The 22,671-nt window shown below is 57.8% G+C and carries 17 protein-coding genes and 1 pseudogene; 11 read left to right on the top strand and 7 right to left on the bottom strand.

The features are described from left to right. Positions 1-108: 108 nt before the first annotated feature. Positions 109-903, bottom strand: a complete 795-nt coding sequence (locus AD944_RS07330) for a TVP38/TMEM64 family protein (protein WP_248845814.1) — start codon at positions 901-903, stop codon at positions 109-111. Positions 904-942: 39 nt separating this feature from the next. On the opposite strand from AD944_RS07330, the gene AD944_RS07325 reads away from it, so the two are divergent. The 11 genes from AD944_RS07325 to AD944_RS07275 all read left to right on the top strand — a co-directional run bounded on the left by AD944_RS07325 (position 943) and on the right by AD944_RS07275 (position 17,854). Then, positions 943-1,989, top strand: coding sequence for a COX15/CtaA family protein (locus AD944_RS07325; RefSeq protein WP_086641884.1), 1,047 nt, complete (start codon positions 943-945; stop codon positions 1,987-1,989). A gap of 320 nt (positions 1,990-2,309) precedes the next feature. Continuing rightward, the gene (locus AD944_RS07320; protein ID WP_035380669.1) at positions 2,310-3,896 is read left to right on the top strand and encodes a 2-isopropylmalate synthase; all 1,587 of its coding nucleotides are present in this window, start codon (positions 2,310-2,312) and stop codon (positions 3,894-3,896) included. A gap of 424 nt (positions 3,897-4,320) precedes the next feature. Next, positions 4,321-5,367 (top strand): rod shape-determining protein, encoded by a 1,047-nt coding sequence (locus AD944_RS07315; RefSeq protein WP_006558701.1) that lies wholly within the window; start codon positions 4,321-4,323, stop codon positions 5,365-5,367. A gap of 172 nt (positions 5,368-5,539) precedes the next feature. Next, on the top strand, positions 5,540-6,445 hold the full coding sequence (gene mreC, locus AD944_RS07310) for a rod shape-determining protein MreC (RefSeq protein WP_006558700.1): 906 nt from the start codon (positions 5,540-5,542) through the stop codon (positions 6,443-6,445). Between the two features lie 14 nt (positions 6,446-6,459). Next, complete coding sequence (locus AD944_RS07305; protein WP_006558699.1) at positions 6,460-7,026, top strand: rod shape-determining protein MreD; 567 nt, start codon at positions 6,460-6,462, stop codon at positions 7,024-7,026. A gap of 19 nt (positions 7,027-7,045) precedes the next feature. Beyond that, the gene (mrdA, locus tag AD944_RS07300; RefSeq protein WP_006558698.1) at positions 7,046-8,965 is read left to right on the top strand and encodes a penicillin-binding protein 2; all 1,920 of its coding nucleotides are present in this window, start codon (positions 7,046-7,048) and stop codon (positions 8,963-8,965) included. A 3-nt stretch (positions 8,966-8,968) separates the two neighbouring features. Further along, a complete protein-coding gene (rodA, locus tag AD944_RS07295) occupies positions 8,969-10,126 on the top strand; it encodes a rod shape-determining protein RodA (protein WP_006558697.1) in 1,158 nt (385 codons plus the stop codon). Positions 10,127-10,301: 175 nt separating this feature from the next. Further along, positions 10,302-11,699: a sugar porter family MFS transporter gene (locus AD944_RS07290; protein ID WP_045543621.1), complete on the top strand. Its 1,398-nt coding sequence runs from the start codon at positions 10,302-10,304 to the stop codon at positions 11,697-11,699. A gap of 263 nt (positions 11,700-11,962) precedes the next feature. Continuing rightward, positions 11,963-13,144, top strand: a complete 1,182-nt coding sequence (locus AD944_RS07285; protein ID WP_045543635.1) for an efflux RND transporter periplasmic adaptor subunit — start codon at positions 11,963-11,965, stop codon at positions 13,142-13,144. Between the two features lie 5 nt (positions 13,145-13,149). After that, positions 13,150-16,305 carry an efflux RND transporter permease subunit gene (locus AD944_RS07280; protein WP_045543622.1) on the top strand — a complete coding sequence of 1,052 codons (3,156 nt, stop codon included), beginning with the start codon at positions 13,150-13,152 and terminating at the stop codon, positions 16,303-16,305. A gap of 4 nt (positions 16,306-16,309) precedes the next feature. Then, positions 16,310-17,854, top strand: a complete 1,545-nt coding sequence (locus AD944_RS07275; protein WP_045543623.1) for an efflux transporter outer membrane subunit — start codon at positions 16,310-16,312, stop codon at positions 17,852-17,854. A gap of 274 nt (positions 17,855-18,128) precedes the next feature. Here the strand turns inward: AD944_RS07275 and AD944_RS07270 are convergent, their stop codons facing one another. From AD944_RS07270 to AD944_RS17405, 6 genes and pseudogenes are all read right to left on the bottom strand, one after another. Then, positions 18,129-18,656 carry a GNAT family N-acetyltransferase gene (locus AD944_RS07270; RefSeq protein WP_045543624.1) on the bottom strand — a complete coding sequence of 176 codons (528 nt, stop codon included), beginning with the start codon at positions 18,654-18,656 and terminating at the stop codon, positions 18,129-18,131. Positions 18,657-18,743: 87 nt separating this feature from the next. Further along, complete coding sequence (locus tag AD944_RS07265; RefSeq protein ID WP_045543625.1) at positions 18,744-19,979, bottom strand: tetratricopeptide repeat protein; 1,236 nt, start codon at positions 19,977-19,979, stop codon at positions 18,744-18,746. A 4-nt stretch (positions 19,980-19,983) separates the two neighbouring features. Beyond that, positions 19,984-20,424, bottom strand: coding sequence for an ExbD/TolR family protein (locus tag AD944_RS07260; protein ID WP_006560220.1), 441 nt, complete (start codon positions 20,422-20,424; stop codon positions 19,984-19,986). 122 nt (positions 20,425-20,546) lie between these two features. Then, positions 20,547-20,972 (bottom strand): ExbD/TolR family protein, encoded by a 426-nt coding sequence (locus tag AD944_RS07255; RefSeq protein WP_035380683.1) that lies wholly within the window; start codon positions 20,970-20,972, stop codon positions 20,547-20,549. 2 nt (positions 20,973-20,974) lie between these two features. Continuing rightward, the gene (locus tag AD944_RS16350; protein WP_081939074.1) at positions 20,975-22,039 is read right to left on the bottom strand and encodes a MotA/TolQ/ExbB proton channel family protein; all 1,065 of its coding nucleotides are present in this window, start codon (positions 22,037-22,039) and stop codon (positions 20,975-20,977) included. 90 nt (positions 22,040-22,129) lie between these two features. Beyond that, positions 22,130-22,603, bottom strand: a pseudogene (locus tag AD944_RS17405) (energy transducer TonB); the annotation flags it as partial. Between the last annotated feature and the right edge of the window lie 68 nt (positions 22,604-22,671).

The following is a 22,671-nucleotide window of genomic DNA, read 5'->3' as shown; positions in this document are numbered from 1 at the left end:
AAAGGATGGAAAGAAAGAAAAGGAACCAGCCCAAAAGAAACAGGCAGAAAAACGAAACACAGAACTGCGTCACGCTGGATGACGCCTTACCGGACAGGAAAAACGCCCTCAGGCGTTCCCTTCCGAAGGGTCCTGCTTATCAGGCATCAGCCGTGCAATACGGGCCTTGCGCCATAACCACATGCCAAACAGGGCGGAAACGCCAAACAGCCCCCCGCCAAGCACACCTTGCCACACAGCGTCAACCCGGATGCCAGACCCCAGCAGCACCGCCACAAGGTTCTGCGGCAGCCCCCCCAGCACCGTAGCGGCCACAAAAGGCAGAAGCTTCATGCCCGAAACACCCCCCAGAAGGTTCAGCAGTAACGCAGACCCAACCGGAAGCAGCCGTAAGGTAAGAATGCTCAAAAATGGCTGCTGGCTGAGCATGGCGTCCATCCGCGCAAACCGCGCCCCCAATCTGGCGCGCGCCCAGGCCTGACCGCCCCAGCGCGCCCAGAGGAATCCTGCCACACATCCAAGGGTGGAAGCAAGTGTTATCATCACCGTGCCTTCTCCCACGCCGTAGGCAAGCCCGGCGGCAAAGCCCGCAACCTGCCGGGGCAGGCCAAAGGCACACCACAGGGACGCTCCGCCCACAAACACCATACGCCCCCACACGCCATCCCGCAGTAAGGCAGTGCTATCCAGCATATGCCGCAGGGCCGGTATGTTGCGAAGAAGCAACGCTCCCGCCACCAACAGCCCCAACATCAGCAAGGGCCGCAGAAACCGTGCGGCAGAGCTGGGAGCCGAAGAGGAAGTGGAGCGATCAGGCTGGTCCATCCGTGCGGCGGTACCATCTTCTTGCCCATGGCCGCAAGCACAGTCTAAATCCTTGGCATCTGATGCAACAGCGCGCAAAAGGCCGCCATGTCCTCTTCCCTTCCGCGTCATGCCGACATGGCGCCCCATCACCGTCGTCTGATTTCCAACTGGCTGTTTGTCCTGTGCTTCATGCTGCTGGGCATGATCGCCATTGGCGGTGTCACGCGCCTGACAGGCTCTGGTCTGTCCATCATGGACTGGCAGCCTGTCAGCGGCATTATCCCCCCTCTCTCCCACGCTGAATGGGAGCGGCTGTTCGCGCTGTATAAAACCATTCCGCAATATCATCTTCAACATGAAGGATTCGGGCTGGAAGGGTTCCAGAAAATTTTCTGGGCTGAGTGGATTCACCGCTTCTGGGGCCGCCTGATGGGCCTGGTGCTCTTTGTGCCGCTGGTATGGTTCACCATTCGCGGCATGATTACCCGCAAACTGGCGCTGCGACTGTTCCTTTTCTTTATTCTCGGTGCGCTACAGGGGGCCATTGGCTGGTTCATGGTCGCTTCCGGCTTCCGGCCAGACAGCACAGCCGTGGAACCTGTGCGGCTGGTGCTCCACCTAAGCGCGGCTTTGGCCCTTTATCTGGCTGTTCTATGGACCGCGTTTTCCATCCGCTGGCCCCAGCCGCAGACCGTTCCCGCCACGCCGGCTGCACACCGCACCAAAAGGCTGGTCTGGGCGGCTCTGTGCCTGATCTGCATCACCATTATAGCGGGGGGCTTTACGGCAGGCACTCATGCGGGGTTCGTGTTCAACACCTTCCCCCTGATGGACGGCCACCTTATTCCACAGGATTATGCGCGTCTGACTCCCTTCTGGCTGAACTGGGTGGACAACAAGGCCGCCATTCAGTTTGACCACCGCCTGCTGGCAACCCTGACAGCCCTGACCATTGGATGTGTGCTGCTGGTTGGCCTGCGCACCCGCGGCCTTGGCGCCAAGGCCCACAATGCGCTGATGCTGCTGGGCTGGGCCGTGCTTATTCAGTACGCGCTGGGGGTTACCACCCTGCTGCTGGTTGTGCCGGTCTGGGCCGGGGCAGTGCACCAGACCTTTGCCGCCGTGCTGCTGGGGGTGATGCTGTATGTGCTGCACAACCTTCGGGGTGTCAGCACCCGCTGAGGCCAGAGGGAAAACCGGATGCTCTCTCCCATTTTCCCGGCACAGAATGGTTGCTTTTAGGCTCTGAAACTGTATGGTGCGCGCCATGAATTCCGTCTGGTTCACGTCCGAGTCTCTGCGGCGCGCCGAAATGGCGCGGGCGGGCGGCGTGGCCCTGCGTCTGGACCTTCTCCTTCGACTAATCAGCCCCTGAGCGATCCCGGCGGCTTCGTGCCGTCACGCTTAGGGGGCGAGTGAACGAGTTTCCGCATAAGTGCGGCACAAGCGGCGCTGACCCGCGCCAGAAACCAGACCAGACTGATATCTTAAGGACATTCTCCATGTCAGCCAGCCACACCATTACCCATCCCTCCTTTGGCCAGATGAGCGCCGACCGGGTTATCATTTTTGATACCACCCTGCGCGATGGCGAGCAGTCCCCAGGTTTTTCCATGAACCTGACGGAAAAACTGCGGATGGCCGAGGCTCTGGCCACTCTGGGCGTGGACGTGATTGAAGCGGGCTTTCCCGTTGCGTCCAAAGGGGATTTTGAATCCGTTCACCAGATTGCAAAAAACACCAACGGCCCGGTAATCTGTGCTCTGGCCCGCACAGGCGGCGCCAAGGACATTGCCGCGGCAGGTGAGGCGCTGGCCCCTGCGAAACGCAAGCGTATCCATAACTTCATTTCCACGTCTCCGCTGCACATGAAATACAAGCTGCGGATGGAACCTGAAACAGTTCTGGACCTGATCACCACCGGTAACACGGCTGCCCGCAACCTGACGGATGATGTGGAATGGTCAGCCGAAGATGGCTCCCGCACCGAGCCAGACTTCCTGTGCCGCTGCGTGGAATCCGCCATCAAGGCCGGTGCCACCACCATCAACATTCCAGACACCGTAGGCTATGCCACGCCGGAAGACATGGAACGCATTTTCTCCATGCTGCGGGAGCGGGTGCCGGGTGCTGAGCGCGTGATTTTCTCCGCCCATAACCATAACGATCTGGGGTTGGCCGTCGCCAACACGCTGGCTTCTGTCCGGGGTGGAGCACGCCAGATTGAATGCACCATCAACGGTATTGGCGAACGTGCCGGTAACGCTGCGCTGGAAGAAATTGTCATGGCCATGCGCACCCGGCATGACCAGTACCCCTTCACCACCGGCATTAACACGCCCGGTCTGCTGAAGGTCTCTCGCATGCTGGCCACCATCACCAGTTTTGACGTGCAGCCCAACAAAGCCATTGTCGGCCGCAACGCCTTTGCGCATGAAAGCGGTATCCATCAGGATGGCGTGCTGAAAAACGCCGCCACCTATGAAATCATGACCCCCGAAAGCGTGGGCTGGAGTCGGTCTTCTCTGGTCATGGGCAAACATTCCGGCCGCGCCGCGTTCCGCGACAAGCTGAAAGCACTGGGTTATGGCGATCTGGAAGACAGCAAGCTGAACGATGCTTTCTCCCGCTTCAAGGATCTGGCTGACCGCAAGAAGGTTGTGTACGACGAAGACATCGTTGCGCTGGTGGATGATGAAGTGCGCGATCACGACCACATCCGCTTTGGCGCGCTGAGCCTGGCTTCCCAGTCCGGCAAGCCTTCTGAAGCGGAACTGACCCTGCATGTGGATGGCAAGACAGTGGCCGCACAAGCTTCTGGCAACGGGCCTGTGGATGCCGCCTTCAACGCCCTGCGCACCGCTTTCCCGCATGAAGCCCGACTGGCCCTGTTCTCCGTCGGTGCGGTAACGGAAGGCACGGACGCACAGGCCCGCACCACCGTACGGCTGGAAGAAGATGGCAAGATGGTGGATGGTCAGGGCGCGGATGCCGATACCGTTGTTTCTGCCGTGCGCGCCTATGTGCATGCGCTGAACAAGCTGCTGGTCAAGCGCACCCGCGCTGAACCCGAAGCTCTGACGGCCTGATATTTCCTTCCCTCTTTTTCGTGCCCGGATTCAGGAAACGGAAAAGAGGGGGATGCTTTATCCGCATTGCTTTTCGCGGAGAGAAGCTCTGCAAGGCCAGCCAGAAGGGATCAACTGGAATGGACTGGCCGTTTTTTCTTGGAGCTGAAACGATTGATACGGAGATCCGGTGCTGTCAATCGGAACCAGAAACAAACGTATTCAGCGGCCAAGAGGTCTATCAGCCTGACGTGAAAGAGTTTTCAAACGGCATCTCAGACCAGCAGAAGACTCTTTCCTCATAGTTTCTCGCGCAAAGGTCTTGTCTGGCTGGTTGCGCATGGGTAATCCCTGCCCCACATATCAACGCGATCTTTCCGGGTAATTTGTAACGGCTCACACTCAGAGAGATCGCTCGGCGCCGCCTTCAAGCCAGGAGTCCTGGATGTTTTCTCGTCTGCTCGGTCTCATGTCTGCTGACATGGCAATTGACCTGGGTACTGCCAACACCCTTGTCTATGTCAAAGGACGCGGGATTGTTCTCAATGAGCCATCTGTTGTGGCCATTGCCGAGGTACGAGGCAAAAAACAGCTTCTGGCGGTAGGGGAGGAAGCCAAACTGATGGTTGGCCGAACCCCCGGCAACATTACGGCCATCCGCCCCATGCGGGACGGAGTCATTGCAGATTTTGATGTTGCGGAAGAAATGATCAAGCATTTCATTCGCAAGGTTCATAACCGCCGCGCCTTTACCAGCCCGCAGATTATTGTGTGTGTGCCCTCCGGCTCCACCGCCGTTGAACGCCGCGCCATTCAGGAAAGTGCTGAAAGTGCCGGTGCCCGCCGGGTCTTCCTGATTGAGGAACCCATGGCCGCCGCCATTGGCGCGGGTCTGCCAGTAACCGAGCCTTCTGGCAGCATGATTGTGGATATTGGCGGTGGCACGACCGAGGTAGCCGTGATCTCTCTGGGCGGCATTGTCTATGCCCGCTCCGTGCGCGTTGGCGGGGACAAGATGGATGAAGCCATCATCTCCTACATCCGCCGCGCCCATAATCTGCTGATTGGGGAAAGCTCGGCAGAACGTATCAAGATCAAGCTGGGCTCCGCCATGATGCCGGATGATCCGGAAGACCCCGGCCCGTGGCTGGATGTGAAAGGCCGGGATCTGATCAATGGGGTGCCGCGTGAAGTGCAGGTTTCCCAGGCCCAGATTGCCGAAAGCCTGATTGAACCTGTCAGCCAGATTGTGGACGCTGTCACCACCGCGCTGGAAAACACACCGCCCGAACTGGCGGCTGATATTGTGGACAAAGGCATTGTGCTGACAGGCGGCGGTGCGCTGCTTTACCGCCTGAGCGATGTGCTGCGTCTTTCCACCGGCCTGCCGGTCACGGTTGGGGAAGATCCTCTTTCCTGCGTGGCGCTGGGCACGGGCCGGGCGCTGGAGGAAATGAAACGCCTGCGCAATGTGCTGACCACCATGTATTGATGGTATCCGGTTTCATCACGCAGACCACCACGCCATCCTCGCGGAAAAGGAATGGCGATCACCCGTCAGCCTGACTGACAGAAGAGGATGCATCACGGTTCATGTGGGGTCAGTTCACACACGCCCTGAACGGACAAGGCGGGGCGAAACCCCTGCGTGAGGCCGTACACGCATGATTCCGGTTTCCATTCAGGTTCGGCAGGCTCTTGGCAAGCTGGTGCTGCCGCTGCTGCTGCTGCTGTCCATTGGCGTGATTATTGGCGCACAGGCAGACAAACCACTGGCGGACAGGGCACGCATGTATGTGGCTGATGCGCTGGCCCCCCTGTGGTCCCTGATGAGCGGCACACAGGAGCATGTGCTGACCATGACGGAAAACCTGCGCGAAGCCGGACGCCTTGCCAGAGAAAACGCCCGCCTGAAAACAGAAAATGAAAATCTGCGCCGATGGTATGATGTGGCCGTCTCCCTCACGCGGGAAAATGACTCCCTCAAGACCGCCCTGCATTGGATTCCCGAACCTGCTCCCGCTTTTGTGACCGGACGCGTGGTGGCGGATAGCGGAGGAATTTATGCCCGCGCCGTGCTGCTGGTGGCGGGTACCGAAAGTGGCGTACAGGTTGGCAATGTGGCGCTGGCCGCCAACGGGCTTGCGGGCCGCGTAACAGAAACAGGGGCGCATTCCGCCCGAATCCTGTTGATTACAGATATTGCCAGCCGCCTGCCGGTTATGCTGGAAGCCAGCCATGCTCCTGCTATAATGGTAGGTGATAACTCACCTATGCCGAGATTGATGTATTACGCGCAGGACACCCGACCCATTGAAGGCGAACGTGTTGTCACCAGCGATCAGGCCGGGGCCTTTCCTGCGGGGCTGCCCATTGGCACGGTACATTACGTCAGCCCCGGCAGGCCTGTTGTTGCTCCCTTTGCCCAACTGGATCATCTCACGCTGCTGCGGGTCTTCAACTTTGGGCGTGCGCAGATTGAACCCCCGGAAGCACCGGGCCACGTTCCCCTGACCCCACAGAAAAAATCACTGGAACTACCGCTCAAAAGCCTGCTGGGTCAGGGTTAAGGACAGCGCACGCCATGATGCCTGATCCTTCCATGTCTTCATGGGAACCGGAAATCCAGCCCCGGCAGACCCTGTGGCAGCGGCTTGATAGCGGCTTACGGCACCTGCTGCCCTCCCTGTTCATTGCGCTGGCCATTATTGTCTTCTCAGCCCCCATCCCCTTGCCGGGATCGGCTGAACTGCTGCCTGCCATCGTGATCGCCACCGTATTTTTCTGGTCCTTCTGGCGGCCCTCCGGCATGCCGAGTCTGGCGGTGTTTGTGCTGGGCCTGTTCATGGATCTGGTGGGGTTTGCGCCGTTAGGGGTCAGCGCCTTTATTCTGCTGCTGGTGCACGGAGTCGCGTTCTATGCGCGCTTTGGTCTCATGCGGCTGCATTTTCTGCTGGTGTGGGCTGTGTTCAGCCTTCTGGCCACGGCCGCCTGCATGCTGCAATGGGGGCTGGCCTGCCTGTTCAGGCTTCATATGCTGGACATGGCCCCCGCTTTGTTTGAATCTTTCCTGTGCATAGGGGTTTATCCCCCACTTTCCGCCCTGTTCTCCTGGGTTTTCCGTATGCTTGATGATGAGGAAGACGCCTGATGCCAGCAGGAGAACCATCATGCGGTTGAGGCGTCGCAGGCGGGAAAACCAGCGCCTGATGCCCATCAAGAACCAGAAGGACCCAGCACGCGGCGTTTTTACACGCCGTGCGCTGCTGTTCATGGCTGTGCAGACGGGTACGCTAGGGGTTCTGGCTCACAAACTCTACCAGCTTCAGGTCAAGGATGGAGACCGCTACGCCCGCATGGCCGCCAGCAACCGGGTCAGCAAGCGGTATCTGGCGCCACCGCGTGGCCGTATTGTGGACCGCTATGGCATTGCGCTGGCCAACAACAAGGAAAACTGGCGCGCCCTGATCCTGCCGGAAGAAACCACGGATGTGGCCGGCACCATAGAACGGTTTTCCACCATCATTCCGCTGGATGAACGGGACCGCGCCCGCATAGCCCGCGAAATGCGCCATCAGCGGCGGTTTGTGCCCGTCATGCTGCGGGACTTCCTCTCCTGGGATGAAATGGCGCGGATTGAGCTGAATGCGCCCTCTCTGCCCGGCGTTCTGATTGATGTGGGCACCCGCCGCGTTTATCCGGAAGGGGAACTGCTGGCCCACATCATCGGTTATGTGGCGCCCCCCAATGAGCGCGATGTGGCTCACTCTGCCCTGCTGGCCCTTCCCGGTATGCGGGTTGGTCGCTCTGGCATTGAGCAAAGTCAGGACGAAAAGCTGCGGGGCACGGCGGGGTCCGTGGAAATGGAGGTCAACTCCGTTGGCCGCGTCATGTCCGAACTCAACCGGATAGAAGGCGCACCCGGCACGGAGATCGGGCTGACCATTGACCGTGGCCTGCAACAGAAAGTGCTGGGGCGCATTGGAGAACAGACGGCCTCTGCCGTGGTGATGGACTGCCGCAATGGCGAGGTGCTGGCCATGGTCAGCACACCCTCCTTTGATCCTTCCCTGTTTGATAGCGGCGTCAGCCATGCGCAGTGGATTGAATGGACCAATAACGAACGCACGCCCCTGATCAACAAGACCGTGGCGGGCGTGTATCCTCCCGGCTCCACCTTCAAGCCCGCCGTCGCCATGGCCGGTTTGCAGTCCGGCCTGTTTTCTCCATCCGACCGGATATTCTGCCCCGGTCATCTGGATGTTGGCGGAACCCGCTTTCACTGCTGGTCGCGCTGGGGGCATGGGTCCATAGACCTGCATCAGGCCCTGAAATATTCCTGTGACGTCTATTTCTATGAAATGGCCCGCCGCATAGGCATGGACCGGATTGCTGATACAGCCCACCAGTTCGGGCTGGGCACAACGCTGGACATTGAACTGCCCCACACCCGCACCGGCCTTATTCCCACCCCAACGTGGCGGCAGGCACACCACCACCACTGGAATGGCGGGGATACCATTGTCAGTGGCATCGGGCAGGGGTTTGTGCAGGTTACACCGCTGCAACTGGCCACCTACACCTCCCGACTGGCAACGGGGCGCAGTGTGCAGCCCCATCTGGTGCGCGCCCTGAACAGTGAAGTCGGGCCGCAAGCCACGGCAGACCACTGGCCAGAGCTGAACATGCCGGAGAAATACCTCACGGCACTGCGCAGTGGCATGTTTGCTGTTGTGAATGAACAGCACGGCACGGCCCCCAAGGCGCGGCTTTCCCTGCCCGGCGTGACCATGGCGGGCAAGACGGGTTCCGCGCAGGTTCGGCGGGTGTCTCGCGCCCTGCGCGAAAGCGGTCACTTCAATTCCGCCAACCTGCCGTGGGAATATCGGCCGCACGCGCTGTTCATCTGCTTCGCGCCGTACGATAACCCTCAATATGCAGTTTCTGTGGTGATCGAACACGGAAACGCCGGGGCTGATGCGGCAGCACCTCTGGCGCGTGACATCATGACCGACACCCTGATGCGTGACCCGGTCAACCATGTCACCCCTCCGCCCGAAAGCGTGGCAGATGCGGGCGATATCGAATAAGCCATGAAGTTCCACAAACGCCTTTTGCGGGCAGAACCGAGCTTTCGGCTCCTCTCCAAGCTGTGGCGCATCAGTTGGCTATATGTGCTGCTGATCTGCACTCTGGCCGGTGTGGGTTATATTACTCTGTATTCGGCAGGCGGTGGTACCCCTTACCCCTTCGCCGCCCCGCAGGCTGCCCGCTTTGCCGTCGGGCTTGTGCTCATGATCACGGTTGCCATGCTGCCGCCCAAAATACTGGTGCGCATATCCTGGCCGCTTTACCTGCTCTCCATCACGCTGCTGGTGGCCGTATTACATATGGGCCATGTGGGCAAAGGGGCCGAGCGCTGGCTGATGATCGGCGGTTTGCAGGTGCAGCCTTCTGAATACGCCAAAGTGGCGTTGGTACTGGCTTTGGCCTCGTGGTTTTACCGCATCAGTTACGCCCGCATGGGCAACCCCCTGTGGCTGTTACCGCCTGCTTTCATGGTGTTGTTGCCAGTTGTGCTGGTTCTGAAAGAGCCCAATCTGGGCACAGCCACCATTATTGGCGGTATTGGCGCGGCCATGTTCTTTGCCGCCGGAATGCGCCTGTGGCTGATTGTGCTGCTACTGCTGCCCGTGCCCTACATGGCCAAATTTGCCTACGCGCACCTGCATGATTATCAGCGCGCCCGCATAACCACCTTCCTGAACCCGGAGAGCGACCCGCTGGGTGCCGGATACAATATCATCCAGTCCAAGATCGCGCTTGGTTCAGGCGGTATGTGGGGTCAGGGCTATCTGCATGGATCACAGGGGCAACTCAACTTCCTGCCCGAAAAACAGACCGACTTCATTTTCACCATGATTGCCGAAGAATGGGGGTATGTGGGGGCCATTACGGTCATTGGTCTGCTGCTGGTGCTCATTCTGGGGGGCATGCTAATGGCCATCCGCAGCCGCAACCGTTTCGGGCGGCTGGTTGCGCTGGGTATCAGCATGAACTTCTTCCTCTACTGCCTTGTAAACCTTTCCATGGTGATGGGGGCCATTCCGGTTGGGGGCGTGCCTCTGCCACTGGTGTCTTATGGTGGGTCTGCCATGCTGAACGTGATGCTGGGGTTTGGCCTGCTGCTTTCCACCTGGGTGCACCGCGATTCCCGCTTTGGCGAAAGCGAAGACGAGGAAACGACCTGAATAGCGGATTTTTTCTGCTGCTGTCGGTTCAGGAAGTAATATATTTCCTGTGGATGATGTGACATAAAAGCGGAAATGAAGCAGAAAACCGCCATTTCCCAATCGCCTTCGGGCCCCTTTTTCCGTAGCCTCTTCAAATAAAAATCAGAAATACCAAAGGGCTTTTCCATACATCATGCCACAGATCAGTAACCCTTCAGACAATACTGATACATCCTCGCAATTCCGCACCATTATCATAGGAATACTTGCCGCTACGGCCGGCCTTATGTCCGGGCTTGATATTGGTGTGATTTCCGGCGCTCTGGATTTTGTATCCGAGGCCTTTCATGCTTCCACCTTTGCGCAGGAATGGATTGTCAGCGCCATGATGGCTGGGGCTGCTGTTGGGGCTGTGCTTGCCGGATGGCTGGCCAAGATTACAGGCCGCAAATGGGCGCTGGTTCTGGGGGGCGTGATTTTCATTATCGGCTCGCTGGGCTGCGCTTTGGCATGGTCTGTGGCCAGCATGATCTGGGGACGAGCCATGATGGGGCTGGCCATTGGCATTGCGGCCTTTACCTCCCCTCTCTACCTGTCTGAAATTGCCAGTGAGAACACCCGTGGAGCCATGATCTCCACCTACCAGCTCATGATTACCGTTGGCATTTTCATGGCGTTCATCAGCGATACGCTTCTCAGCTACCACGCCCAGTGGCGCTGGATGTTCGGGATGATTGCCATCCCCGGTGTGTTGTTTGTGGTGGGTGTGCTGTTCCTGCCCTACAGCCCCCGCTGGCTGATGATGCAGGGCCGCCGGGAAGAAGCGCTGGCTGTTCTGAAAGACCTGCGCCCCACTGCGCATGAAGCCCATGCCGAAATCCGCGCCATTGATGAACAACTCAAACAGCGGCAGGGCGGGTTTAGCCTGTTATGGGAGAACGCCAATTTCCGGCGCTCCATTCTGCTTGGCGTCATGCTTCAGGCCATGCAGCAGTTCGCCGGTATTAACGTGGTGATGTATTACGCCCCCAAAATCTTTGCCATGGCAGGGTTTGTGGGCACCGCCCAGATGTGGTGCACAGCCATGATCGGCTTTGTAAACGTGCTGGCCACTCTCGCCGCTATCGGGCTGGTGGACCGCTGGGGACGTAAACCCATTCTGTACTGCGGGTTCTCCATCATGACTGTCTCCATGGCGGCGCTGGCCGTACTCAACCATGTGGGCATGGAAAGCGACGGGGCAAAAATTCTGTGTGTTTTCCTCATCATGATCTTTATTGTGGCGCATGCCATGTCCGCAGGGCCGCTGATGTGGGTTCTGTGTTCAGAAATTCAGCCCATCAAGGGAAGGGATCTGGGTATTACCCTCTCCACCCTGACCAACTGGATTTCCAACATGATTGTAGGGGCGTCTTTCCTTAGCCTGCTGGGCTGGTTGGGCGGGGCAAAAACCTTTGGCCTGATCGCTCTTCTAAACGCCCTGTTCCTGCTTCTGACCAAACTGTTCGTGCCCGAAACCAAAGGCGTTTCTCTGGAAGTGATTGAACAGAATCTGATGGCTGGAAAAAAACTGAGGGAAATCGGGCAGTAAGCGCATTTTGCCGCCCCACCTCCCTTATGAGACGCACATGCTCTCTTGACTAGATCTGGGGTGGCTTTTAGCCTACGCGAGAAAAGGTAACAAATAGTACTGTTTTCCTCTCTTCTCTTCCCTTACCCGGTTCCGCGCGCTGACACTCTCCCGATTCTTCCCCACAGGCGGACAATCCCTCCCGCCTGCGCTGGTGCTTAAAGATGGGTGTTGGCGTGCTTCTTCTGTTGGTTTTTTCAAAGGCAGGATACGCCAGCGTGACAATGCACCCCATTCCCTTACGCCGTTTTCTGGTATCGGCTGTCGCTCTGCTGGCCCTGGCAGGCTGTAATCGCAAACAGGCCACCCCGCAGCTCCCACCCCAGACTGTTGGCGTTATAACCCTTCACCCTCAGGCTGTGACCATCCATACCAGCCTGCCGGGCCGCACAGATGCATTTGAAATTGCTCAGGTACGCCCCCAGGTCACAGGCGTTATCCAGAAACGTCTGTTTACGGAAGGCGCGGATGTTACGGCGGGGCAACAGCTCTACCAGATTGATCCCTCCCGTTATCAGGCTGCGTATGACACCGCCCGCGGCCAGTTGGCCGAAGCACAAGCAGCCGAAGTCACGGCCCGCGCCAAGCTGGAACGCTACCGTTCTCTGGTGAAAGCCCACGCGGTCAGCAGCCAGGAATATGATGATGCTCTTGCTGCGGAAAAGCAGGCGCAGGGTCAGATTCTCAGCGCCAAAGGGCAGGTGGAAAGCGCCGAGGTTAATCTTGGCTACACCAAGATGTATGCCCCTATTTCCGGACGAATCAGCCGCACACTGGTTACGGTGGGTGCGCTTGTCACGGCCAACCAGACTGACAACACAGCCATTGTCACCCGGCTGGACCCCATTTACGTGGACGTCAATCTACCCGCCATCACGCTGTTGCGCCTGAAGCGGGAACTGGCGCAAGGCCGCATCACGCGCCAGCCCAATGGCGAAGTACCAGTGACCCTCACGCTGGAAGATGGCTCGACCTACGAACATGTGGGCCGTATGGCGCTTTCGGAAGTCAACGTGGACACCTCTACGGCCTCCGTCGTGGTCCGCGCTATCATGCCTAACCCGGACAAATTGCTCCTGCCGGGCATGTATGTACATGCACAACTTGAGGAAGGCTCTGACCCCAACAGTCTTCTGGTGCCCCAGCAGGCCGTCAGCCACAACACTCATGGGGATGCACAGGTCTGGGTTATCAAACCAGATAACACGGCAGAACTGCGCCAGATTCAGATTGGACAGGCCTATGGAGAAAACTGGCTGGTAACCGGTGGCCTGAAAGACGGCGAGCGTGTGGTGACCGTTGGCGTGCAGAAAGTGAAGCCCGGTGCCAAGGTCAAGCCTGAAGAAGCCACCACGCCTCCGGCAGCGTCCTCCCCTGATGCCGCCAGCCAGAACAAGGGCCAGTAAGACTCATGTCCCTGTCGCGCTTTTTTATTGATAGGCCCATCTTTGCGTGGGTCATCAGTCTCATCATCATGCTGGTTGGCGGGCTGTCCATCTTCCGGTTGCCCATTGCCCAGTATCCCAGCATCGCGCCACCCCAGATCGCCATTTCCGTCACCTATCCAGGGGCGTCAGCGAATACGGTGAACGATACGGTTGTACGCCCCATCCTTCAACAGATGTTCGGGCTGGACCATCTGGAATATATTTCCGCGCAGTCTTACGCCTCTGGCCAGATGGAAATTGACCTCACCTTCGCACAGGGTACCAACCCGGACATTGCGCAGGTGCAGGTGCAGAACAAGCTTCAGCTTGCCCAACCCAAACTGCCAACGGAAGTCACGGCTCAGGGCCTCAGCATCACCAAAGCCGTCAAGAACTTCATGATGGTGCTGGCCTTCATTTCCACTGATGGCAGCATGAGCGGCGCGGATATTGCCGATTATGTGGCCTCCAACATCTCTGACCCCCTCAGCCGTGTAACGGGCGTGGGTGATCACACGCTGTTCGGGTCCGAATACGCCATGCGCATCTGGATGGACCCCGGCAAACTGTTTAGCTACGGGCTGACGGTGAAGGATGTTCAGGCAGCCATTCAGAACCAGAACATCCAGATTTCTTCCGGTGAACTGGGCGGTCTTCCGGCCAGCAAGGGTATCCGGCTGGATGCCACCATTATCGGCCCGACGCGACTGACCTCACCAGAAGAGTTTCGCAAGATCATCCTGAAAGTCCAGCCTGACGGTTCTCAGGTGCGTATCAGTGATATTGCGAAGGTTGAACTGGGCCCACAGACCTACAACACCAACTCCTTCTACAACAACATGCCGGCCTCCGGCATGGCGCTGAAACTCGCCCCCGGCGCAAACCAGATTTCAACCGAAGCCGTAGTGCGCGCGCAGATCACCCAGTTGGAAAAATTTTTCCCGCCGGGTCTGAAAACTGTTTACCCGCTGGATACGCAGCCCTTTATTACGCTTTCTATTGAAGAAGTGGTCATCACGCTGCTGGAAGCCATTGGGCTGGTGTTCCTGGTGATGCTGATTTTCCTGCAGAATTTCCGGGCCACGCTTATTCCCACAATTGCGGTGCCTGTTGTGCTGCTGGGTACGTTCGGTCTGCTGGAACTGTTTGGGTATTCCATAAACACCCTGACCATGCTGGCCATGGTGCTGGCCGTGGGCCTGCTAGTGGATGACGCCATTGTGGTGGTGGAAAATGTGGAACGCGTAATGACGGAGAAAAAACTCTCTCCGGTTGAAGCCTCCCGCGTTTCCATGGATGAAATCTCCGGTGCTCTGGTGGGCATTGTGCTGGTACTCAGCGCCGTGTTCCTGCCTATGGCAGCATTCTCCGGCTCCGTGGGTGTGATCTACCGGCAGTTCTCTGTCACCATTGTTGCAGCCATGTGGCTCTCCGTGCTGGTGGCCATGGTGCTGACTCCTGCCCTGTGCGCCACCATGCTCAAACCCGGCACGCACGAAAAAACCACCGGGCCGGCTGGCTGGTTCAACCGCACTTTCCATAAGCTGACCAATGGTTACCTGCACGGGGTGCAGTTCCTGATCAGCCGGATGGCGCTCTCGCTCATCGGGTTTGCGCTCATCACCGGTCTGGCTGTTTTCCTGTTCATGAAACTGCCATCAGGCTTCCTGCCGGATGAAGATCAGGGGCTCATTTTTGGTCAGGTCACCATGCCGCCCAATACGCCCATGGAACAGACCGAGGCCATGAACCGTGAAATTGCTGATTACATTCTCAAGACAGAAGGTAGTCTGGTAGAATCCGTCTATTCCATGAACGGCTTCAACTTTGCCGGGCAGGGCCAGAACTCTGGTGCGTTCTTCATCCGGTTGAAAGACTGGAAGCTGCGCACGGGTGCCGGGCAGACATCTTCCGCCATTGCCAACCGCATCATGATGCACTTCTGGTTCAACCCGAAGGCGCAGATCTTTGCCATCAACCCGCCTGCCGTGCTGGAACTGGGCAACGCCACCGGCTTTGACCTTGAACTGGAAGATCGCGGGCATCTGGGGCACCAGAAACTGCTGGACGCCCGGAACATGGTGCTGGGTCTGGCAGCTCAGGACAAGCGCCTGATGGCCGTGCGCCCCAACGGCATGGAAGATGCCTCGCAGTATCATCTTGATATCGACCGGGAAAAAGCCAATGCACTTGGCATTACCATTGATGATATCAACAGCACCATTGAAGGGGCTCTAGGCTCCATCTACGTCAACCAGTTCACGCGGGATGACCGTGTTAAACAGGTCTATATTCAGGGTGTGCCAGAAGCCCGAATGCTGCCCGCCGACCTGAATAAATGGTACATCCGCAACGCGCTGAACACGCTTACGCCTCTGAACGCCTTTATCAGCGGACACTGGATTGTCGGTCCGCAGAAAGTTGAGAACTACAACGGCCTGAACGCCTTTGAAATTCTCGGACAGCCAGCAGCCGGTTACAGTTCAGGCGATTCCATTACCGCCATTCAGGATATTCTGAAAAAACTACCCTCTGGCATTGGTTATGAATGGACCGGCCTTTCTTTTGAACAGATTGCCTCCGGTTCCTCCACCGGCCCGCTTTATGCGCTGGCGGCGGTTGTCATTCTGCTGTGCCTTGCGGCCCTGTATGAAAGCTGGGCCATTCCGCTGGCGGTTATTCTGGTGGTGCCGCTGGGCGTTCTGGGAGCCATTGCAGCGACCCTCCTGCGCGGCATGGATAATGATGTGTATTTTCAGGTTGGACTGCTGACCACCGTTGGGCTGGCGGTGAAAAACGCCATCCTGATTGTGGAGTTCGCAAAAGCGGGCTTTGAACAAGGGCAATCTCTTGAAGATGCCGTGCAGACCGCCGCACGCGAACGCCTGCGTCCTATTCTGATGACCTCCATCGCCTTTGTGGTGGGTGTGTTCCCGCTGGCCATTGCCTCTGGCGCTGGCTCAGCCTCCCGTATTGCCATCGGCACGGCCGTAGTAGGCGGTATGGCCACGGCAACGCTGCTGGCTGTCTATTTTGTGCCGGTCTTTTTTGTCGGGGTTCTGCGCCTCTTCCGTGTCAGACGCATCAGCGAACGGCAGGAACAGCCCTCACCCGCCTCCAACGCTATCGGAAGCGAATAAACGCATGTCCGCATTTTCTTCCTCTCCGCGTCCGCTCCGCTTCCGCGCCCTGTCCCTCGCTTTGGCGACAGGCGTGCTTTCGGGGTGCACCATGATCCCCAAATACAAACGGCCAGCCCCCCCGCTGGCCACCACCTGGCCTGCCTACCAGAATACGGGCAATCCCAAGCTGCAACAGGCCGCGTACGATATCGGTTGGAATGATTTCTTCACCGACCCACGCCTGAAGGCGCTCATTGCAATCGCCATTCGTGAAAACCGCGATCTGCGTGTCGCTGCGGCCAATATTGCCGAAGCACAGGGCCAGTACGACGTTCAGCACGCTGGCCTGTTCCCCACCATCAGCGCATCCGGCGGGCCAATGTATCAGGCTCCATCCGATGCCGCAGGGCTGAGCTTTGCGCCGGGGCTGGGGTCAGAAAGCTCTGAAAAATCCGGCATGAGCCTGGCGCGTGATCCGTTCCGTTATTATCAGGGAGGAATCGGGTTTTCTTCCTACGAGATTGACCTGTTTGGCCGTATCCGCAGCCTGACGCGGGAATCTGCTGAAAAAGCATTGTCCGAACAGGCCAACCTGCGGGGCATGCTGATCAGCATCGTCTCGCAGGTGGCAACAGCCTATGTCACCTGGCTGGGGGACAAGGAAACGCTGGCCGTGGCGGATAATACGCTGACCACGCAGCAGGAAACGCTCAACCTGACGCGCGAAAAATACAACCATGGTGAAGCCAACCTGCTGACGGTGCGGCAAGCGGAAACACAGGTGCAGCAGAGCGCTGCCCTGCGCGCTGATTCCCGCCGCAAGGTGGCGCAGGATGAAAACCTGATCACGCTGCTGATTGGCGCACCTATTCCCGCCAACCTGCCACCACCACAACCTTTAGGGCAGCAAACCATTCTGGCCGATCTGCCCGCAGGTGTGCCATCTGATCTACTAACTCGCCGACCGGATATTGTAGGAGCAGAGCACGATCTGCTGGCGGCACAGGCGGATATTGGCGCAGCACGAGCTGCCTTCTTCCCGCGCCTGACGCTTACCGCCAATGATGGCATTTCCAGCCTTCAGTTCCATCAGCTTTTCACATCCGCCGCCACAACATGGGGCCTTAATCCGCAACTTCAGATCCCGCTCTGGACATGGGGCATGAACAGCGGAAACCTGAAAGCGTCCAAGGCACGGCGGGATGGGAAAATCGCCTCCTACGAGAAAACCGTGCAGTCGGCCTTCAGGGAAGTGGCAGATGCGCTCGCTGCCCGAGAAGCCTATCTGGATGAGAAAAAACAGGTGGATGATCTGGTCACATCCTCTGCTGATGCCTTCCGGCTGGCCAAGATGCGGTATGATGCCGGAACGGACTCCTACCTCACCACACTGGACTCTCAGCGTTCCTACCTGCAGGCCCAGCAGGTCCAGATCATGGTTGCCGTTTCCAACTACCAGAATCTGATTACCATCTACCGGGCGTTGGGTGGAGGATGGAAGGAGCACACCCTTCCTCCAAAATCCCCCGTTCCGGTTGCGCGCCAGCCTGTCTCTCAGACAGGCTGATACACGCCTTACACCAAAACCGTTCCTCATATCCGCATTCCTGATCTAGGCTGCGGTGAGGAACGGCTACGGCGCTATGTGAGCGGCTAAGTGCCGTCAGATACACAGCCTGCACCTGACCAAAAACATCCCAGATCAATCAGGTCGGTGTGTCAGAACATCTTTCCTGACAGGTGGAGGGTTCAAAAAACTCTCTCCGCCCCTTTCTGCCACAAGCAGTATCACTGGATTATGGGTCTGACGTGACGGAGGATGTTTTCCAACCCTTCCGGGTTTAAACCATTTTGACCATGGCGCACCGAGAACCAGGGGGCAGTCCAGAGATTTCCTCCTGCCGCACAGTCTCTGTCAAACGGGTTTCATTCTTAGCCGACGACACGACGCAAAACCCAAGGCGCTCATAAAAAGGCCGGTTCCATGGTGCGGAGCGGAAGGTTGTCAAGGTAACCCGCGCCATACCGCGTGCTTTGGCTTCTGCACAAGCGTGCTGAATGAGAGCTCGTCCAAGCCCGGCTCCCTGGGCCCTTATTTCTACCGAGACTTCGAGAATATGCAGGTCAGCCCCCTGCTGTTCCGCGCTTAAAAAACCACAGGGCTTTCCTGCACTCTCCACGCCCACCCAGCACAGTCCTTGAACAATGCAGGCCGTGTGCTGGGCCTCTGAAAGGCTTGCCCCGTCTTCCGCCAGAAAAGCCAAAGCCGGAAGCTGACGGAAGAGTTGCGCGGCAGACCGTTCAATAACAGGCAATTTCGGCACGTCTTCCTGCCGAGCCAACCGAACGGAGAAAGAAGCACTACCCATGGTTTCTCTAAATTCAGATAGAATACTGATACAAAAAAAGGCCGTCTGAGACGACCTTTTCCTGCGGCATGTTCGCCAGAACGCCTTTTATTTTTTGGCAGCAACCGGAGCCGGAGAGAGCTTCAGCACCCAAAGCTGGGCAATATCATGAGCGCCCGTATCCCCGTCCACTGTCTTCAGTGTGGCGATAGCAGCGTCTTTCTTCCCAGCCTGCATCTGCGCCAGACCAAGGTGCAGGCGGGCGATATTCACATCCGACATACCTTTGGTAATAGCCTGCTGCATCAAATCAAGGCCTTTATCAACCTGCCCGAATGTGACGTAGTTATAGCCAACCTTCAGCAGATCATCGCCTGTTTTGGCCTTAAGGGCCGCAGCTTCATCCGCAGCAACGGAGGCTTTCTTGTCCGCTACCGTTTTTTCAACCAGCGCTTTCAGGCGCGCCTGACGCGGGGCTTCTGCTCCCTGCCCCAGCACATTGGCTTTGTAACCATCGTTCATCAGGTCCAGTGCCAACTGCGGCATGCCATTCTGCATGGCAATTTCCGTCATTTCCATGAAATCACGGGACTGGGTCACATTCCCTGCGGCCAAACGGATGCGATACACATCAAGCTGAAGAGCCGGTGGAATCTTTGCATTCACAATCAGTTCGTGCAGCAGAAGATCCCAGTATTCCTTTTTGGGGTAATACGTGGCCAGCAGAACATAAGCATGCGTGCTGGTGGTAGAATCCTTCATGGCAGAGGCACTGGCCGCAAGCATCTGCAACTGGGATTCAGCCGGAGCCTTCTTGGCTTTGACTTCCGCGTCAATCTGTTCCTTCAGCACCCGTACCGTGTTCGGGTAATCTTTCTGAAGGTAATAGGACTGTGCCAGAAGCGTACCCATGGTTGCGTTGGGGCCGACTTCCTTCTGGTAGCGTTCAATAGCCTTGACCGCACGGGGGTAGTCCTTGGCTGTATAAGCCATGGTGGCTTCAGACATCAGCATCTGGTGCTTGGTGTCCTTGGGCGTGCGGGGGGAGGCTATCAGCTTGTCATACGCTGCCGTAGCGGCATCCAAATTCCCAGCCTGCGTGGCCACTGCGGCACGCATCTGGGTAATGGTGTAGGACTCGTAATCACTCTTGCTTTTTACAGCATCCGCCGCATCTACCGCCGCCATGGCTTTGGGGTAGTTATGGGCTGCAAGCGCACTTTGCGCCTGCGTGAGCGCCTTGCCTACATCCGCTCCCAGAGTATCGGCTGCATGAGCCAAGGGCTGGGCAAACGCGAATGCCACGCTGGCAAACAGCGAGATGCGTAAAAGATGGGAAGACATTAAGTTACTGTCCTTCTGCAAACTGCTCTTGCCCGACAATACCAAGCTTGGTCACACCAAGCCGCTGGGCATCAGCCATAACATGCACCACCGTTTTGTAATCCGCCAGACGGTTTGGCTGCAGATGGACTTCTGGCTGCTGATCAGCCGGACCACTCGCGGCTTCGCGCAGGTGAGCCTGAAGATCATCTTCCCCGGAAAGGGGCTGGCCATTCCATGTAATCGTGTTGTCGAAATCAACGGCAAGCGTCACCACCGGCGTTTCCTGCGTTGAAGGCGGCGGGTTACCTTGCGGCAGATCAATGGAAACGGCCTGGGTCTGCAACGGAATTGTGATGATAAGCATGATCAGCAGAACCAGCATCACGTCGATCAACGGCGTGGTGTTGATATCGACAATGCCTTCGTCTTCCGTCGTGCTTTCCGATCCGACATTCATGCCCATGGGCTGTCACTCTCTTACAAACTCTGGTTCCGCGACACGGTCCGAACCCAGACGGACGCAGAATAAAAGGGCAGATGCTCCGTTACCCCTCCCAAAAGAAGTAACGGAATTTTCTGATGTGATCAGCCGTCTTTCGGCTTCTCGGTAATAAAGTCGATATGCGCAATACCGGCTTCCTGACAGGCGGCCACCAGCTTGCCGACAGATTCGTAACGGGACTTTGTATCCCCACGGATCTGGATCTGCGGCTGGGGCTGCATGACGGCAATCTTTTCCAGACGGGCCATAAGGTCGGCCCGTCCTTTAAGTGGCGTTTCGTCCCAGTATGCCTGTCCGTTCTCCGTCACTGCAAGCACGACATTCCCGTTTTTGGTCTGTGTCGGCTGGTTAAGATCCTTCGGCAAATTGACTTTTACCGTGTGGGTTGCAACCGGAATTGTGATCAGAAAGATGATCAGCAACACCAGCATGACATCAACGAGGGGCGTCGTGTTGATCGCAGATACGACGTCGTCTTCGCCCCCGCTGTCTCCGACAGACATACCCATGATTAGCCTACCCGGTTAGAGACGGTGGAAGTCGTGGGGGAGTTATCAGCGCGGACAACAATGCTTTCTGGTCCCGCACCATGACGCACACCACCGATCAGGATGGACTGAAGGTCAGCAGCAAAGTCGCGCACGCTGTCCATGGCACCCTTGTTACGGCGAACCAGCAGGTTGTACCCCAGAACGGCCGGAACAGCAGTTGCCAGACCAATAGCCGTCATGATCAGGGATTCACCAACAGGGCCAGCAACCTTGTCAATAGAAGCCTGACCGGCGATGCCGATAGCTGTCAGAGCGTGATAAATACCCCAAACCGTACCAAACAGACCCACGAACGGAGAGGTGGAACCAACAGTCCCCAGGAAGGCGAGACCTTTCTGCAGGCTGTTCTGGATGTTGTTCACGGAACGCTGGATGGAAAGAGACGTCCAGCTGTTCAGGTCGATGGATTCCTGCATCGTGCCTTCGTGATGTTCAGCAGCAACAATGCCGGTGTCAGCAATGTAGCGGAACGGAGATGTCGTGCTCAGAGCTGCGGCACCTTCCTGAATGGAAGATTTGGTCCAGAAGTTTTTGGTGGCTTCTTTCGCAGCAGCAAACAGACGGGCCTGTTCAATGAACTTGGTGATCATGATGAACCAGGTGCCCAGAGACATGCACAGCATGATCAGCAGAACGCCACGGGCAATGATGTCACCGTTGGACCACAGAGCGCCCAGACCGTAAGGATTTGCTTCTTCCTTGCTGGCGGGAGCAGGCGGTGCAGCGGGAGTATCAGCTGCAGGGGCTGCAGGTGCATCAGCAGCCGGTGCGGCCGGGCCAGCAGCCGGCGCAGAGGCGTCCGGCGTGGGCGCTGCAGGTGCTGCGCTATCGGTAGGAGCAGCCGGAGAAGCGGCTTCAGGAGCCGGAGCTGCCGGGGTTGTGGAGGAATCTGTTGCGGAAGGAGCAGAGGCCGCAGGAGCTGAAGCATCCTGAGCCAGCGCCAGAACCGGTGTCGCCGTGCCCAGCATGACCGCAAGAGCCGGAACTGCGAGACCCGACACTGGAAGACGAGACAGTCTGATCATGTACCTTAAAATCCTTATCTTATGCGGCCTGGCGTCGGCACCCTTCCGGCGCCAGGCAGTTATCTCCAGTAATTCGGCTAAATGCCGGGATCAGTCATCCAGTCTGAACCTGATCACATACACCTTGTGAAGCTCCTTGACGGGCTGCCCGTTCTTTGTAGCCGGGCGATAACGCGCCTTGTGCACGTAATCGAGAGCGGCCTGAGCAAAGGACTGACCTCCCTGCACGGACTGAACGGAACAGTTGCTTGTCATCCCCGTGGTTTCCACGTCACACGCAACGGTCACACGACCTTCAATGTTCTCTTCTTCCATATCCGGCGGATAGACCGGACGGGCGTTGTTCAGCGGAGACGTGCCTGCCGTCGTGTCCGGTGAGTCAGACGGAGCCGCCTTTGAGGCAGGTTCAGTCACAGGCGGTGCCGGCGACGTAGTGGTCTGCGGCGGCGAAGGATGCTTGGGCGGCGTACGCGAAACATGCTTGATCGGCGGGTTTGGCGGCGGCGGCAGCTGAATCTTCGGCGGCGGAATGTACGGCGGCGGCGGGACCGTCATGGTCGGCGGGCAGCATTCGGGCTTCTGGCACACCCCGAATATAGACCTGTTTAACACGGTCATCCCGCGTGAACTGG

This window comes from Acetobacter tropicalis, from assembly GCF_001580915.1.
GTDB classification, from domain to species: domain Bacteria; phylum Pseudomonadota; class Alphaproteobacteria; order Acetobacterales; family Acetobacteraceae; genus Acetobacter; species Acetobacter tropicalis.
Note: the sequence above shows the minus strand (reverse complement) of the source record. Positions and strands in the feature narration are given on the sequence as shown.

What these genes read in the sequence shown, in the direction of transcription:
- AD944_RS07260 (WP_006560220.1), bottom strand. Translation starts at nt 20,424, where the DNA reads ATGGGCATGAATGTCGGATCGGAAAGCACGACGGAAGACGAAGGCATT.
- AD944_RS07265 (WP_045543625.1), bottom strand. Translation starts at nt 19,979, where the DNA reads ATGTCTTCCCATCTTTTACGCATCTCGCTGTTTGCCAGCGTGGCATTC.
- AD944_RS07325 (WP_086641884.1), top strand. Translation starts at nt 943, where the DNA reads ATGGCGCCCCATCACCGTCGTCTGATTTCCAACTGGCTGTTTGTCCTG.
- mrdA (WP_006558698.1), top strand. Translation starts at nt 7,046, where the DNA reads ATGCGGTTGAGGCGTCGCAGGCGGGAAAACCAGCGCCTGATGCCCATC.
- mreC (WP_006558700.1), top strand. Translation starts at nt 5,540, where the DNA reads ATGATTCCGGTTTCCATTCAGGTTCGGCAGGCTCTTGGCAAGCTGGTG.
- rodA (WP_006558697.1), top strand. Translation starts at nt 8,969, where the DNA reads ATGAAGTTCCACAAACGCCTTTTGCGGGCAGAACCGAGCTTTCGGCTC.
- AD944_RS07255 (WP_035380683.1), bottom strand. Translation starts at nt 20,972, where the DNA reads ATGGGTATGTCTGTCGGAGACAGCGGGGGCGAAGACGACGTCGTATCT.
- AD944_RS07305 (WP_006558699.1), top strand. Translation starts at nt 6,460, where the DNA reads ATGATGCCTGATCCTTCCATGTCTTCATGGGAACCGGAAATCCAGCCC.
- AD944_RS07280 (WP_045543622.1), top strand. Translation starts at nt 13,150, where the DNA reads ATGTCCCTGTCGCGCTTTTTTATTGATAGGCCCATCTTTGCGTGGGTC.
- AD944_RS07320 (WP_035380669.1), top strand. Translation starts at nt 2,310, where the DNA reads ATGTCAGCCAGCCACACCATTACCCATCCCTCCTTTGGCCAGATGAGC.
- AD944_RS07275 (WP_045543623.1), top strand. Translation starts at nt 16,310, where the DNA reads ATGTCCGCATTTTCTTCCTCTCCGCGTCCGCTCCGCTTCCGCGCCCTG.
- AD944_RS07285 (WP_045543635.1), top strand. Translation starts at nt 11,963, where the DNA reads ATGCACCCCATTCCCTTACGCCGTTTTCTGGTATCGGCTGTCGCTCTG.
- AD944_RS07270 (WP_045543624.1), bottom strand. Translation starts at nt 18,656, where the DNA reads ATGGGTAGTGCTTCTTTCTCCGTTCGGTTGGCTCGGCAGGAAGACGTG.
- AD944_RS07315 (WP_006558701.1), top strand. Translation starts at nt 4,321, where the DNA reads ATGTTTTCTCGTCTGCTCGGTCTCATGTCTGCTGACATGGCAATTGAC.
- AD944_RS07290 (WP_045543621.1), top strand. Translation starts at nt 10,302, where the DNA reads ATGCCACAGATCAGTAACCCTTCAGACAATACTGATACATCCTCGCAA.
- AD944_RS16350 (WP_081939074.1), bottom strand. Translation starts at nt 22,039, where the DNA reads ATGATCAGACTGTCTCGTCTTCCAGTGTCGGGTCTCGCAGTTCCGGCT.